15 protein-coding genes are annotated in these 13,796 nt (G+C 63.5%); 6 read left to right on the top strand and 9 right to left on the bottom strand.

Annotation, left to right across the window (positions count from 1 at the left end):
• Positions 1 to 10: 10 nt before the first annotated feature.
• The 6 genes from AB0N72_RS09690 to AB0N72_RS09715 all read right to left on the bottom strand — a co-directional run bounded on the left by AB0N72_RS09690 (position 11) and on the right by AB0N72_RS09715 (position 5,837).
• On the bottom strand, positions 11 to 1,408 hold the full coding sequence (locus tag AB0N72_RS09690; RefSeq protein WP_363932398.1) for an FAD-linked oxidase C-terminal domain-containing protein: 1,398 nt from the start codon (positions 1,406 to 1,408) through the stop codon (positions 11 to 13).
• A 291-nt stretch (positions 1,409 to 1,699) separates the two neighbouring features.
• The gene (locus tag AB0N72_RS09695; RefSeq protein WP_363932401.1) at positions 1,700 to 2,398 is read right to left on the bottom strand and encodes a FadR/GntR family transcriptional regulator; all 699 of its coding nucleotides are present in this window, start codon (positions 2,396 to 2,398) and stop codon (positions 1,700 to 1,702) included.
• A 10-nt stretch (positions 2,399 to 2,408) separates the two neighbouring features.
• Entirely contained in the window at positions 2,409 to 3,536 is a 1,128-nt protein-coding gene (locus AB0N72_RS09700; protein ID WP_363932403.1) for a mandelate racemase/muconate lactonizing enzyme family protein, read from the bottom strand.
• A 63-nt stretch (positions 3,537 to 3,599) separates the two neighbouring features.
• Positions 3,600 to 4,490 (bottom strand): EamA family transporter, encoded by an 891-nt coding sequence (locus AB0N72_RS09705; protein WP_363932405.1) that lies wholly within the window; start codon positions 4,488 to 4,490, stop codon positions 3,600 to 3,602.
• Positions 4,483 to 5,088 (bottom strand): XRE family transcriptional regulator, encoded by a 606-nt coding sequence (locus AB0N72_RS09710; protein WP_363932408.1) that lies wholly within the window; start codon positions 5,086 to 5,088, stop codon positions 4,483 to 4,485. Before AB0N72_RS09710 ends, AB0N72_RS09705 begins: the two co-directional genes overlap by 8 nt.
• Before the next feature lie 44 nt (positions 5,089 to 5,132).
• The gene (locus AB0N72_RS09715) at positions 5,133 to 5,837 is read right to left on the bottom strand and encodes a TetR/AcrR family transcriptional regulator (protein WP_363932410.1); all 705 of its coding nucleotides are present in this window, start codon (positions 5,835 to 5,837) and stop codon (positions 5,133 to 5,135) included.
• A 106-nt stretch (positions 5,838 to 5,943) separates the two neighbouring features.
• Here AB0N72_RS09715 and AB0N72_RS09720 point away from each other — a divergent pair, with 106 nt between their 5' ends.
• The 3 genes from AB0N72_RS09720 (at position 5,944) to AB0N72_RS09730 (ending at position 9,791) form a co-directional block, all read left to right on the top strand.
• Positions 5,944 to 7,317 carry an NAD(P)/FAD-dependent oxidoreductase gene (locus tag AB0N72_RS09720; protein ID WP_363932647.1) on the top strand — a complete coding sequence of 458 codons (1,374 nt, stop codon included), beginning with the start codon at positions 5,944 to 5,946 and terminating at the stop codon, positions 7,315 to 7,317.
• A gap of 81 nt (positions 7,318 to 7,398) precedes the next feature.
• Entirely contained in the window at positions 7,399 to 8,265 is an 867-nt protein-coding gene (locus AB0N72_RS09725) for a universal stress protein (RefSeq protein ID WP_363932413.1), read from the top strand.
• 23 nt (positions 8,266 to 8,288) lie between these two features.
• Complete coding sequence (locus tag AB0N72_RS09730) at positions 8,289 to 9,791, top strand: APC family permease (RefSeq protein ID WP_363932414.1); 1,503 nt, start codon at positions 8,289 to 8,291, stop codon at positions 9,789 to 9,791.
• Positions 9,792 to 9,846: 55 nt separating this feature from the next.
• On the opposite strand, the gene AB0N72_RS09735 is transcribed toward AB0N72_RS09730, so the two are convergent.
• Positions 9,847 to 10,416 carry a hypothetical protein gene (locus AB0N72_RS09735; protein ID WP_363932416.1) on the bottom strand — a complete coding sequence of 190 codons (570 nt, stop codon included), beginning with the start codon at positions 10,414 to 10,416 and terminating at the stop codon, positions 9,847 to 9,849.
• Positions 10,417 to 10,563: 147 nt separating this feature from the next.
• Between AB0N72_RS09735 and AB0N72_RS09740 the strand changes: the two genes are divergently transcribed.
• On the top strand, positions 10,564 to 10,944 hold the full coding sequence (locus AB0N72_RS09740; RefSeq protein ID WP_363932417.1) for a VOC family protein: 381 nt from the start codon (positions 10,564 to 10,566) through the stop codon (positions 10,942 to 10,944).
• 55 nt (positions 10,945 to 10,999) lie between these two features.
• Here AB0N72_RS09740 and AB0N72_RS09745 read toward each other — a convergent pair whose 3' ends face one another.
• A complete protein-coding gene (locus tag AB0N72_RS09745) occupies positions 11,000 to 11,449 on the bottom strand; it encodes a DUF5997 family protein (protein WP_363932418.1) in 450 nt (149 codons plus the stop codon).
• A gap of 33 nt (positions 11,450 to 11,482) precedes the next feature.
• On the opposite strand from AB0N72_RS09745, the gene AB0N72_RS09750 reads away from it, so the two are divergent.
• Positions 11,483 to 12,208: a LysR family transcriptional regulator substrate-binding protein gene (locus tag AB0N72_RS09750; RefSeq protein WP_363932420.1), complete on the top strand. Its 726-nt coding sequence runs from the start codon at positions 11,483 to 11,485 to the stop codon at positions 12,206 to 12,208.
• Here AB0N72_RS09750 and AB0N72_RS09755 read toward each other — a convergent pair whose 3' ends face one another.
• Entirely contained in the window at positions 12,209 to 12,907 is a 699-nt protein-coding gene (locus tag AB0N72_RS09755) for a GntR family transcriptional regulator (protein WP_363932422.1), read from the bottom strand.
• A gap of 109 nt (positions 12,908 to 13,016) precedes the next feature.
• Here AB0N72_RS09755 and AB0N72_RS09760 point away from each other — a divergent pair, with 109 nt between their 5' ends.
• Entirely contained in the window at positions 13,017 to 13,775 is a 759-nt protein-coding gene (locus AB0N72_RS09760) for a 5-oxoprolinase subunit PxpA (RefSeq protein WP_363932424.1), read from the top strand.
• Positions 13,776 to 13,796: the final 21 nt, after the last annotated feature.

Consider the following 13,796-nt stretch of genomic DNA (forward strand, 5'->3'; position numbering starts at 1 on the left):
TGCTGGTTGCCTAGATGGCCTTGCCGGGGTTCAGCAGGTGCTGGGGGTCGATCGCGGCCTTGATGGCGTGCTGCAGTTCGCGGCTGCGCTGGGACAGTTCCAGGGCGGCCCATTCTTTCTTGATGGTGCCCACGCCGTGTTCACCGGTGACCGTTCCGCCAAGCGAAAGCGCTACCTTCACGAGTTCAGTGGCTGCCTCCTGCAGGGCGGCAGGAGGGTGCGGGCCGTCGTCGGGCGTCCTGTCCAAGGTGATGAGGGGATGAAGGTTCCCGTCCCCTGCGTGCGACACCGCCGAAATGTCGACGCCGTAGCGGGCTTCCAGCGCGGGGAACGCAGCGTAGACCTTGCCGAGCTGGGACTTCGGGACGGCGATGTCCTCGCCGATGTACCACTTGTCCTGCGGGAGGCCGCGGCCGCTGCGGCGCAGTTCCCAAAGCCGCACGCCGTCGTCGTCCGCTTCCACGGTGACCCGCCCACCGACGGCACTGAGGGCCGTGGCCAAGGCAGCGGCCTGATCGCCGATGCCGAAGCCGTCCAGTTCGATCAGGATCAGTGCGGCGCCGCGGTCACGGAGCGCCGTTCCGGAGTGGGCGTCGATGTTCTGCAGGCTCGGGGTATCGAAAAACTCGACGGCGGCCGGGCGTACGGGTGAGAGCGTGATGGCTGCAAGGCCCTCCGTTCCCTGGGCCGTGCTGTCGAAGAAGGCGCTGACGGTCTTGCGGGCGACGGGGATGGGGCGGAGTCTTACTGTCGCGCTCACGACGACGCCGAGGATGCCTTCCGAGCCGACGAACAGCGATGTCAGGTCCAAACCGGTGACGCCTTTGATGGAGCGGTGACCCACGGTGATGAGGCTTCCGTCGGCGAGCACGACGTCGAGGGACAGGATCGATTCCCGGGTCACCCCGTACTTGGCGCACCTGAGTCCGCCAGCGTTGGTGGCGATATTTCCGCCGATTGATGAAATGTCGAAACTTGCCGGATCCGGTGCATAGAAAAGACCGTAGGGTTCGAGGTGTTTATTGAGTTCGGCATTGATGACGCCCGGTTCAACTACGGCGACTTCGTCCAGCGGAGAAATTTCGACAATCCGGTTAAGCCTTTCCGTGGAAATGACCACTTGGTTTACCGTGGCAGTCGCCCCTCCCGAGAGGCCGCTGCCGGCACCGCGGGGGACCACCGTAATGCCCAGTTCCGCTGCGAGCTTCACGGCCTCCTGGACTTCGGTTGTCGTCGCGGGAAGAACGACGGCGGGACCTTCCGTTTGCGTTGCGGAGAGGGCTTTGGCGGTGGCCGCGTCGTGGCTGTAGCGGGTGGTCCTCGGGCTGGGGGCGATGGCCTCGATGCTGTCTGGCAGCTGCTCAAGATAGGCGTGGATGGTTGATGCTTCGGTTTGCTGTGTTGTCATGCCGGAGTGCTTTCTGTCCGGGTGCATGACAAGACAGGAATCCCTGCAACGAAGCACCCAAAGGCTTTTGATGGATATCCCGGTTGATGAAAATAACTGGGTCCTCAAAAGTTAGCGGTCCTCGGAATTCGGATGCCAGTTTCGTGAAACTTCAATCAATAGTTCTCAATGGGGCGACGTGGGGATTCCAATTCCGTTAAACAGCGTCGCCAGAGGGCGAAATGTTTCCTCGCGGGAACACGTAAAACGTCATGTGACAATCCCTTACCTAGTTGGGACGGCACCCAAGGGTCAGCCGCGCGCGGAAGCCGCGAACCGCCGTCGTGAGTTGTTGAGGTGGAGGCGCATGGCTGCCGCGGCAGCTACGGGGTCGCCCTCGGCGATTGCTGCGTAGATGGAGGAATGCTCGTGAATCACCTGGTCGAAGCGTTCAGGGGTTTCCTGGTCATCCCCGGTGACGAGGCGGGGGCGTGGCATGGTGATCATGGTCTGGCCGAGGGCGGAAATGCAGTCCGTATAGAAGGGATTGCCGGAGGCCGCAGCAACAGCCCTGTGGAATTCGAAGTCGGCCTTCATGGAATGTGCCGGATGCGCGACGTTCGCGGTGAACTGCTCCAACGCGCCGTGGACGGCTTTGAGTTGCCTCTCGCTGTGGTTTTTGGCCGCAAGTGCCGCTGCTTCGACTTCGACGCCGATCCGGAAGTCGAGCATTTGCAGCCGTTCCTCCATGCTGGACACCGGCCGGGTTCCGGGCGCCGTGGTAGGGCCCTCCGCCGGCGGGGTCAGCGCAAAACTGCCCCGCCCGCGTTCTGTTTCCACAAGGCCTTCGGCCTGCAAGCGGGTCAGTGCGGAACGGACTACGGTCCGGCTCACGCCGTATTCGCCGATAAGTGTGTTTTCGCTGGGAAGCTTCTCACCCGGTTGGATGACGCCGTCGACGATGCGGTTGCGGAGGTCGGCGGCGAGATCCGCGGTCAGGTTTCGGCTCATGAGTTCCAGATTACGCGCCGAACTCCACGGATTCGGTGGTCCACGCACGTGCCTGATCACTCAGGGTCACACCGAGTCCGGGGCGGTCCGGGACGATCATGCGGCCGTTCTTGGTCTCCAAACGCTCCTCGAACAGTGGGTCCAGCCAGTCGAAGTGCTCCACCCACGGTTCGCGGGGATAGGCCGCAGCCAAGTGCAGGTGGATTTCCATGGCGAAGTGCGGGGCCAGGCCCAGGCCCCGTTCATCTGCCAACGCGGCCAGCCTCAGGAACTGGGTGATACCGCCGACGCGCGGGGCGTCCGGCTGGATGATGTCGCAGCTGTTGGCGTTGATGAGGCCCTTGTGTTCCGCCACGGACGCAAGCATCTCGCCGGTTGCGATGGGCGTGTCCAGGACCTGGGCCAAGTGGGCGTGGCCCTCGAAGTCGTAGGCGTCCAGCGGCTCTTCGATCCAGATGAGGTTGAATTCCTCCAATTGGCGGCCCATCCGCAGCGCTGCTGCGCGGTCCCATTGCTGGTTGGCGTCCACCATGAGCGGAACGTCCCAGCCGATGTACTCGCGGACTCCGGCCACCCGGCGGAGATCCTCCTTGGAATCGGGGAGCCCCACCTTGATCTTGATTCCGCCGATGCCTTCTTCAAGGGATTGCGTGGCGCGCGCCTTGACCTCCTCAAGAGTGGCGCTGAGGAAGCCGCCGGAGGTGTTGTAGGTCTGGACGGAATCGCGGTACGCCCCCAGGAGCTTCGCCAGGGGGAGGCCTGCGCGTTTGGCTTTGAGGTCGTACAGCGCGATGTCGACGGCGGCAAGGGCTTGAGTGGCCACGCCGGAACGGCCCACTGAAGCGCCGGCCCACAGAAGTTTGGTGTAGATCTTGCCGATGTCGTTGGGGTCCTCGCCGATGATGCCCTCCGCCACTTCCTTGGCGTGGGCGTACTGGGCAGGCCCGCCCGCGCGCTTGGAGTAGCTGAAGCCGATGCCGCTGTGGCCTTGTTCCGTAGTGATCTCGGCGAACAGGAAGACCACCTCGGTCATGGGTTTCTGCCGGCCGGTGAACACTTTGGCGTCACTGATGGGCACGGCGAGTGGCAGGCGCGCCGTGGACAGTTTGACGTGGCGGATGAGGTCGACGGTGCTCACAGGGTCTCCTAAGGGGGCAGGGCATCATTGCCTAACACTTAGGATACAAGCTCTACACTTGTGTTACAAGATGGTCGCTGGCGCAGCGGGCTCGGGAACCCTTTTCCCGCCCTGTTGGGCGGCGGTCCCGGCGATGACAACCAGCGCAATCCCAACAAGCTGCAGGATCGTGGGTTGCTGGGCGAGCACCAGCAGGCCAATCAGGATGCCGAATGCCGGTTCGATCGACAGCAACGTGCCGAACGCCGTATGCGTCATTCGACGCAGGGCCAGCATCTCCAAGCCGAATGCGATCACAGGAGTGATCAGTGCAATGCCTGCCGCCGCGGGGAGTACCCACCACTCAAGGTCACTGCCCAAAACCTGCGGCAACCCGAACGGGAGCGTGGCCAGGGCTGCGACCGGGATCGTCAAGGACAGCCCACTGATGCCGGAGAAGCGGTCCCCGATGTGCTGGGTCAGAACGTTGTAGAGACCCCAGCAGGTGCCTGCTGCAAGAGCGAATCCCACCCCGGCGAGGTCGATGCTGCCGCTCCAGGGCTCCGTCAGAAGCACAACGCCGATGAACGCCAGGAGTGGCCAGACCAGCGCCTTCCGGCGATGGCTCATCACGCCGGCCACGGTGAGGGGGCCCAGGAATTCAATGGCGACGGCGGTCCCCAACGGGATGCGTTCGACGGCGGCGAGGAAGAAGGTGGTCATGAAGCCGGTCACTACTCCCAGGGCGATCAACGCCGGCAGGTCGCGGCGGCGCAGGGAGCGGATGGCGGGCCGGCTGATCAGCCAGAGGAACACCACGCCGAAGCACATGCGCAACCAGGCTGTGCCTGCTGCACCTACTTCTCCGATCACTGAAACGGAAAGGGCATTGGAGAGTTGCACGGCCAACATCGCAGCGACGGCCATCGACCACGGCGGCATCCCGCCGAGGGTCCTGCTTGTGGTCTCAGGCATTTGAAGTCTCCGTTCGATGGGTAATGCCTACTCCCGGTTCAAACACGGCAAGGGAGAACCGGGCAGGCTGCCCGCCCGGGTTGGCATAGGAGTGGGCAACGTCGCTGCGGAATGTCAGGGCATCGCCGGTGCTCAGCTCGTAGCGGTTGGCCTCGACCTCCACCGTGATGGAGCCTTCCTGTACCTGGAGCAATTCGCGGGTACCGGAGCTGTGCGCCTCACTTTCGTGCAGCTCGCCGGGCGCCAGCGTCCAGTCCCAAAGCTCGACGACGTCGGGAGACTCGGTGCCAGCGACCAGCACGCCCCGGCCACCCAAGGGGCCGCTCCAGAGCACAGCACCCTCTCCGCTGCGAGTGAGTTTGGCTGTGCGGGGCGTGGGTGGTTCCACCAGCGCTGGCAGGCCGACGCCGAGCGCATCGCTCAGTTTGAGAAGCGTTCCAACGCTGGGGTTTACACCGCCCTGCTCGACATTGACGAGCATTCGGCGGCTCACGCCCGCGAGTTCGGCCAGCTGGTCCAGTGTCCAGCCCCTGCCCTTGCGCTCCTGTTTTACGCGCTCACCAATGGCGCGCGCCAACGCCTCCGCACTATCTTCCATAAGTGCATCATAGTGCACTTATTTGGCATGGTTGTTCCGGATGGCTAGCGCCGCAGCGCCCCGAACCCCGTAATCAACGCCTCAAGCCCCAGGCTGAAGGCAATATCGGTAGGCCGCTCATGCCCTTCAAGGGCCAGCCGGTCCACGGCCGCGGTGAAGTTGGGTACCTGATCGGCGAGGTTGCCGGCGTCGAAAATGTCCTCGGGTGCGGTGACGTCGTAGGCGGCGCCGAACACAAAGGCTTCAAGGGCCACGATCGCGGAAATGATCCGTTCTTCCGGGAAGCCGGCTTCCCGGAATCCTGCGGTCACGGCCTCGTACATGGCCAGAGTCTTCGGGGCGTTGGCTACGGGGAGCACCGCAATGATGGGAATCAACGGGGTGTGCTCGGAGAATACGTCACGGTAGGACCATGCCCAGCGGCGCACGGCAGCATCCCACGGTTCTGCCCCAAACGCCGAAACGTCCACCATTGCGGCGAGATGGTCCATGAGCAGTACCAGTACGTCGTCTTTCGATGACACGTGGTTGTACAGGGCAGATGGAGCTACCCCCAGCGTGCGGGCCAACGCCGCCATGGTGAGCCCGTCGTAACCCTTGTTGCTGATCAAGGTGAGGGCCGCCGTCGTGATGCCGTGCTGGTCCAGGACCGCCGCCGTGGGTCGGCCGACGCGCCGCCGGGAGGTCGCGGATGGGACGGGGGTGGGTGCGGGCATCGGAAGCCTTTCTGCTGCCTGTGTCCCCAGCATTATTCCACCGGGTCTTCACAGTCGCGCAGTCAACCGCTACTATGGAGATAAATGAATGGCATTCATTTATTGGTCAGCCACCAAGGACGGCCACGGAGAGGACATCATGCAGAATCTTGATCGCGACGTTGTGATCGTCGGTGCCGGACCGTCAGGGTTGACGGCGGCACGCGAATTGAAGAAGGCCGGACTCAGCGTCGCAGTGCTCGAAGCGCGCGACCGCGTGGGCGGCCGCACATGGACCGACACCATCGACGGTGCCATGCTGGAGATCGGCGGCCAGTGGGTTTCACCGGACCAGACGGCCCTCATGGAACTGCTGGACGAGCTCGGCCTGAAAATGTACCCGCGCTACCGCGATGGCGAGTCCGTCTACATCGGCGCAGACGGCAAGCGCACCCAGTACACCGGCGACACCTTCCCGGTAAACGAGACCACCAAGGCCGAGATGGACAAGCTCGTGGCAATCCTGGACGAACTTGCCGCGGAAATTGGCCCCACCGAGCCGTGGGCACACCCCAAGGCACGCGAGCTGGACACCATCTCCTTCCACCACTGGCTCCGCCAGAACTCCAATGATGAGGAAGCCTGCAACAACATCGGGCTCTTCATCGCCGGCGGCATGCTCACCAAGCCCGCCCACGCATTCTCCGCACTGCAGGCAGTCCTGATGGCCGCTTCCGCAGGGTCCTTCACCCACCTGACGGATGAGGACTTCATCCTGGACAAGCGCGTTATCGGCGGAATGCAGCAGGTTTCCCTGCTGCAGGCAGCAGAGTTGGGTGCCGACGTCGTGCTCAACAGCCCGGTCCGCACCATCAACTGGGACGAGAACAACGTCACCGTTGTCTCTGACGGGGCAACAGTCAACGCCCGCTACGTGATCATGGCCGTGCCGCCGAACCTCTACTCACGCGTCTCGTTCAACCCGCCGCTGCCCCGCCGCCAGCACCAGATGCACCAGCACCAATCTTTGGGCCTGGTCATCAAGGTCCACGCCGTTTACGAGACCCCGTTCTGGCGCGAAGACGGACTGTCCGGCACGGGCTTCAGTGCAGGCGCGCTGGTCCAGGAGGTCTACGACAACACCAACCACGGCGACACCCGGGGCACCCTGGTGGGCTTCGTCTCCGACGAAAAGGCCGACGCCGTGTTCGAGCTCAGCGCCGAAGACCGCAAGAAGGCAATCCTCGAGTCCATCGCCGGTTTCCTCGGCGAAAAGGCCCTCACCCCGGAGGTCTACTACGAGTCCGACTGGGGCTCCGAGGAATGGACCCGCGGCGCCTACGCCTCGAGCTACGACCTCGGCGGCCTGCACCGGTACGGCAAGGACCAGCACGCCAACGTGGGCCCGATCTACTGGTCCTCCTCGGACCTCGCCGCCGAAGGCTACCAGCACGTCGATGGCGCGGTCCGCATGGGCCAGGCCACCGCGGCACGGATCGTCGAAGCCAACAAGCTGGCATCAGTAGCGGTCTAATCACTGTGGAAACCACACCGGCAGGCCGGGGGAGCACCATTCCCCGGCCTGCCGGCTGCACTGTTTAAGAAAGGGACCACCATGCGCTACGTAGTTGGTTACACCGCCAACGCGAGGGGGCACGACGCCGTTCACCTTGCCGTCGCAATGGCCCGGAACCAGGACGTCAGCCTGGATCTCGTCCTGGTGATCCCTGAGGACTCCCCGTTCAACGCGGTGTACCCGCCTGAGGCCGGTTACACCGACATCCTCAACGAACAAGCCCAGCGCTGGCTGGATGAGGGCCTCGCTTTGGTCCCGTCCGACGTCACCGCCCGCGCACACATCCGCCGCGGTGACTCCGAGGCCCAAACCTTGATCGACGCCGCTGTGGAGATGGACGCCGCAGCCCTGGTCATCGGAGCCACGAACGGTGGCCTGTTCAAGCGGTTCACCATCGGCTCGGTGGCGGGCTCTTTGCTGCACTCCTCGCCGGTGCCGGTGGCTCTTGCTCCACACGGCTACCAGCGGAAGGACGCCATCACCCGGCTCAGTTGCGGCTTCGGCACACGCCCCGGCGCTGATGAACTGCTCGACGTCGCCGTCGAGTCCGCGCGCGACCGGCACCTGCCGCTTCGGCTCGTTTCGCTGTTGGCGCTCGACGGCGGTAACTCGCTGACGGTTGCCGACGCCGCCTGGATGCATGCCGCCGACCGTCTTGCCGCCGTCGGAAACTCATCCCCGGACGCGCCGTTGTCCGAACCGGAAATCGTCGTGGCGCAGGGGCGGACCATCGAAGAGGCCGTGGAGAGGCTCGACTGGGAAGACGGTGAAATCCTGCTGATTGGCTCAAGCCGCCTGGCCCAGCACCGGGCCACGTTCCTTGGCAGCACCGCCAACCGGATCCTGCGGGCCCTGCCCGTTCCCATGATCGTGGTCCCCCGCGATTACACGCGTCAAAGCTCCTAGCAATCGCCTGAGAGGCAATACCCATGTCAACTGCACCAAAGACGGTCCAGTCGAAAGAATCAACCCTGAGTGAAAAGGGACTGAAGGCCGGATCGGTGGGCCTCATCGGCGCCGTCGTCATTGGCGTTTCCTGCATCGCTCCCGCCTACACCCTGACCGCGGCCCTGGGGCCCACCGTCTCCGAAGTGGGCGTGCATCTTCCGGCCATCTTCCTGGTGGGCTTCATCCCCATGTTGCTGGTGGCGCTCGGCTACCGCGAACTCAACAACGCAATGCCCGACGCCGGAACCTCCTTCACGTGGGCGACCCGCGCCTTTGGTCCGTGGATCGGTTGGATGGGTGGTTGGGGTTTGATTGCCGCCACGATCATCGTGTTGTCCAACCTGGCGGCGGTGGCGGTGGACTTTTTCTACCTGATGCTCGGCCAGATTTTCAGCAATCCATCGCTTGCTGACCTCAGTAAGATCCTGCCGCTGAACATCGCTACCACGCTGGTGTTCATCGCGTGCGCATGCTGGATTTCTTACCGCGGCATGGAAACCACCAAGGGCGTGCAGTACGTGCTGGTGGCCTTCCAGTTGTTGGTTCTGGGCTGGTTCGCGGTCTCAGCATTCGCGCATGTTGCCAACGGCACGGCTTTCGACGCCACCGCCATTTCACCCGACTGGTTCAACCCGTTCGCCGTCGATTCGTTCTCCTCTTTTGCCGCGGGTGTGTCGCTCTCGATCTTCATTTACTGGGGTTGGGACGTCACCCTGACCATGAACGAGGAAACGAAGAATCCCGAGAAGACCCCTGGCCGCGCCGCAACCATCACCGTGCTGGTCATCGTGATCATCTACATGACGGTTGCTCTGGCTACCTTGTCATTTGCAGGCGTTGGCAAGACTGGATTGGGTGCAGGCAACCCGGAAAACCAGTCCAGTATCTTCGCAGTTTTGGCCGGGCCGGTGATGGGCCCGTTCGCGATCCTCATGTCCTTGGCCATCCTGAGCAGCTCCGCGGCGTCCTTGCAGTCGACCTTCGTCTCACCCGCCCGGACCATGCTGGCCATGGGCCACTACCGCGCCATTTCCCCGCGGTTCGGACGGATCAGCCCCACGTTCAAGTCGCCGAGCTTCGCCACCATCGCCGCGGCCATTGCGGCAGCCGCTTTCTACGTCATCACGCGCACGGTCTCCGAGAACGCGCTGTGGGACACCATCACTGCCCTTGGCATGATGATCTGCTTCTACTACGGCATCACTGCGCTGGCCTGTGTTTGGTTCTTCCGCGCCTCAGCGTTCAGTGGTGTCCGGGCCTTCTTCTTCAAGTTCCTGGCGCCCCTGCTCGGTGGCGTGATCCTGCTGGTGATGTTCGTGAAGACGGCCATGGACTCGATGGATCCCGAGTATGGTTCAGGCTCGTCCGTGGGCGGGGTTGGACTGGTGTTCGTGCTGGGAATGGGTGTGATCCTGCTGGGCGTGGTGATGATGCTGGTGATGTACCGTCTGCGGCCCGAGTTCTTCAAGGGCAAGGTCCTGTAGCTCTCTGCCTGCCGAGATGGCACTTAATGACAATGTTGCTCGCCGGGATTGTCATCTAATGCCATGTCGGTGAAGCAATTGCGGGCGTCGGTACACCCGCTGCCCGCTCCGCTGCCGTGAGGGCTTCCGCAAGATGCTCGACGGCGGCCCGATAGTCAGTCCCGGCCGTCACCTTGCAGTACTCGGCCTCCCGCATGGCCCGGGTGAGCGCGGCCGTTTCCTGCGCCCGCACATCAGTCATGGCTGGGAAGTCGATGGCGCGGCCGGGATCCAGTTCGTAGCGGCTCCATTGGGCCAGGATGCTTTGGTGGCGGGCGGCATCGGCCGCAAACCCTGCCCGACGGCGGGGCTCAGCTGCGTGGGCACGTTCCACCTTGCGGGCGGCCGCCAAGGTTGCTGCCGCCGTCGTTCCTGCCAAAAAGGCCATCATCAAGCCGGCGGGCGGCCACTGCACAGCGGGAACCAGAACGGCGGGCACTATGACCACCAGCCCCGCAAACAGGTCCCAAAAAAGCCCGTCGGGCTCCGGGCCGCGTCCATGGGTCAGTTTTCGGTGCAGGACGTATGTTGTTGCGGCGGTTGCGAGAACCAAGGCAACGCCCCACAGGAGCATCATGGCGGGCATCGGACCACCTCCAGGCGATTTCGCTGCTTTCAATTCAGTATGCGCCGGGGAATGCATGGACGCGAGGGGTCTTCGTGTCTGTTGTTCCAGCGGGCTCAGGGCCCGGTGGAACACTTCCTGTCGCACCCGGGCCGTAGCCTAATCACTATGAGACTGAAAATGTGCAGCATCCACGTCAAGGACCCCGCAGCAGCTCACGCGTTCTATACGGAGACGCTGGGATTCGAGACCCTGATGGCCATGCCTGAGTACAACCTTTTCATCATCAAGGACCCCGGTGCGGACAACAATTCAACCGGTTTGCTCCTGGAACCCAGCGACAATCCGATCGGTGCCAATTACATGAATGCCGTCTATGAGGCCGGCATGCCCGCGGTTGTCCTGGGTGTTCCGGACGTTCAGGCTGAGTACCAGCGTTTGCTGGCCGCCGGCGTGACGTTCAAGGGCGAGCCGGCCGAGGACCCGTCGGGAGTCAGCGCAGTATTTGACGACGGTTGCGGAAACTACGTTCAGCTGCACCAGGACTGACGCACTTAAATAGCTGTGGCCGGGACCCAGGGTCCCGGCCACAGCTCAATGAAAGCTACGCGTGATCGCGCTTGGAAGTCTTCGGCGCATCGCGCTTCGCGGCGGCGTTGTCCCGGGCTTCCTTGGTGGCGGCCTTCCTGGCAGCCTCTTCCTTCACGCGCTGCGCCTCGGAGCGGACGGCAGCGTGGGTGGCGCGCTCGGTGACCAGCCACTGCGGGGGAGACTGCAGCAGTTCGGTGATCTCCGCCGTCGTGAGTGCTTCCTCGACGCCGCCGCGGGCCAAACCGCTGATGGAGATGTTGAGTTTCTGTGCCACGACGGGGCGCGGGTGCGGGCCGTTGCGGCGCAGTTCGGCGAGCCACTCCGGCGGGTTGGCCTGGAGTTCGGCGAATTCTTCGCGGGAGATGGACGAATCCTGGAACTCCTGGGGTGTCGCGGGCAGGTAGATGCCGAGTTTCTTGGCAACTGTTGCCGGCTTCATGGACTGGGAGTTCGAGGACGTCATGCTTCAAGGGTATCTGGCCGGTACTGTGAGTGTGTGCCAGACGCAGAAGATTCCGCCGAAACAACCGAACCCCTAGCCGGTCTCCGCTTCGCCTATGTTGCAGGCGTGACGCCGGGAAAATGGATCCGGCGGTGGGAAGAGCGCATGCCCAACTTCCCCTTGCACTCGTTCATGTCCGACGACGACGCGCAGCTTTCGGTGCTGCGCGACGGTTCCGCCGACCTCAGCTTTGTCCGGTTGCCCGTGGACCGCGAAGGCTTGAACGTCATTCCTCTGTACGAAGAGCAACCCGTGGTGGTTGCCCCCAAGGGCCACGAAATCTCCGTGTTCGAGGAAGTGGCACTGGAGGACCTGGCCGAGGAGAACTTCCTAGACGTAGAGGAAATGGGCGGCCCGGACATGGCCCTCCAAGTGGTCGCTTCCGGCGCCGGACTGGTGATCATGCCGATGTCGGTCGCCAGGCATCTGAACGCCAAGGACACTGTCATGCGGCGTTTGACCGGTGCTCCCACGACGCAGATTGGTTTGGCTTGGCTCGTGGGAACTGATTCCCCGGTGATCGAGGAATTTATTGGGATCGTACGCGGCAGGACGGCACAGAGCTCACGTCAGCCGTCCGCCCAGCAGGAGAAGCCCAAGAAAGCGCCGAAACCCGATCGCCGTGGTGGCGGCCCCAAGAAACCTGCCGTGGCGCAGCGCTATGCACCGAATCCGGACAAGGGACGGGGCAAGGGGTCCCGCAAGAAGGGCAAGCGCTGATTACTCGCCGTGGATTGCGGCCTGCTGCTGCTCTGAACGGTTGAGGTAGGCGAGGAGAAGGTCTCCGGCGCGTTCCAGCTGGCCCGCTTCCAGGGCTGAGCAGATTTGCTCGTTTTCCTCGAGCCAGTCGCTGTAGAAGTGCGCGTTCAGGGTGGCTTTGTGGAAGTAGAGCCGCATCTCAGCCAGGATCTGGGCCATGATCGTGTTCAGCCGGTTGCTTTCGGCCAGGGCCACAATAGCGCCGTGGAAATGCTGGTTGGCGCTCCCGAGTCCTTCATTGTCATCGGCGGCCGCCGCTCGCTTTCCCTCGTCGACGGCGGCCCTGACGGCGGCTATGCGTTCGGGCGAACCGCCGGCGCGGATGGAGCTGACCTCGATGGCGCGTCGGACAGTGTAGACGTCGTGGATGTCGCCGGCTTCCAAAGTGGCTACGAAGACACCTTTGTTGGGCTGGCGGAGGAGCAGGCGTTCAGCGGCGAGCTCTGCGAAGGCTTCGCGGACGGTGTTCCTGGAGACTCCCAAATCCTCGGCGATGGTGGCCTCGGTGAGCTTGGCCCCGGGAACCAGGAAGCCTTCAGCCAGTTGGTAGCGCAGTTCCTCAGCTACGCGCTCGGCCACGGAGGGAACCCTGAGCCGCATACGGGCGCGTGCGCCGTCGAGGCCAGCGTGTTCGCTTGATTCCTGATCTGCACCGGCCATGCATCCAAAATTACACGATCGCCCAAAATTAGGATCGCTGGATTGTTGAACAATCCAGCAGATTGGTGCATGCTGGATGTAACGCGCATCACGAGGCAGGGATCACATCATGGCAATCATCGACCTGAACAGCGACGTCGGCGAGTCCTTCGGCCGCTGGACACTTGGCGACGACGCTGCCATGTTTGAGTCCGTCTCCAGTGCCAACGTTGCTTGTGGATTCCACGCCGGCGACCCCAGCGTCATCCGAAGCACTTGCGCGAAGGCGGCCAAGGCCGGCGTCGTTATTGGTGCGCATGTCGGCTACCGCGACCTCGCGGGATTCGGCCGTCGCTTCATGGATATCGATCCCGTGGAGTTGGCGGACGACGTCGTTTACCAGATCGGTGCACTCCAGGCGCTGGCTGCTGTCTCTGGCGCCCGCGTCCAGTACGTGAAACCCCATGGCGGCCTCTACAACGCGATCGTCAAGCACACCGCACAGGCTCGCGCCGTGGTGGACGCCGTGAAGTCGGTTGACCCCAACCTTCCGATCCTCGGCCTGCCTGGCTCTGAAGTCCTGCGTCTGGCTGAGGAAGCAGGCCTTCGAGGCGTGTCCGAAGCCTTCGCAGACCGTGCCTATAACCCGGACGGAACGCTCGTGTCCCGTTCGCAGCCGGGGGCCGTCCTGCACGATCCCGCCGAGGTAGCTGAACATGTTCTGCGGATGGCCACCGAGCGATCCATCAAGGCAATAGACGGCTCCTCCCTCAATATCCGCGCAGAAAGCATCTGCGTGCACGGTGACTCACCCGGAGCTGTTGCAATGGCTACCGCAGTGAAGTCCGCACTGGGCGAGGCCGGCGTTACTGTCGGCTCGTTCCTCTAGCCCACCCGCGCTCCCGCACCA

Origin of the sequence: Paenarthrobacter sp. NPDC089307, from assembly GCF_040685055.1 — a bacterium.
In the GTDB taxonomy this organism is placed as follows: domain Bacteria; phylum Actinomycetota; class Actinomycetes; order Actinomycetales; family Micrococcaceae; genus Arthrobacter.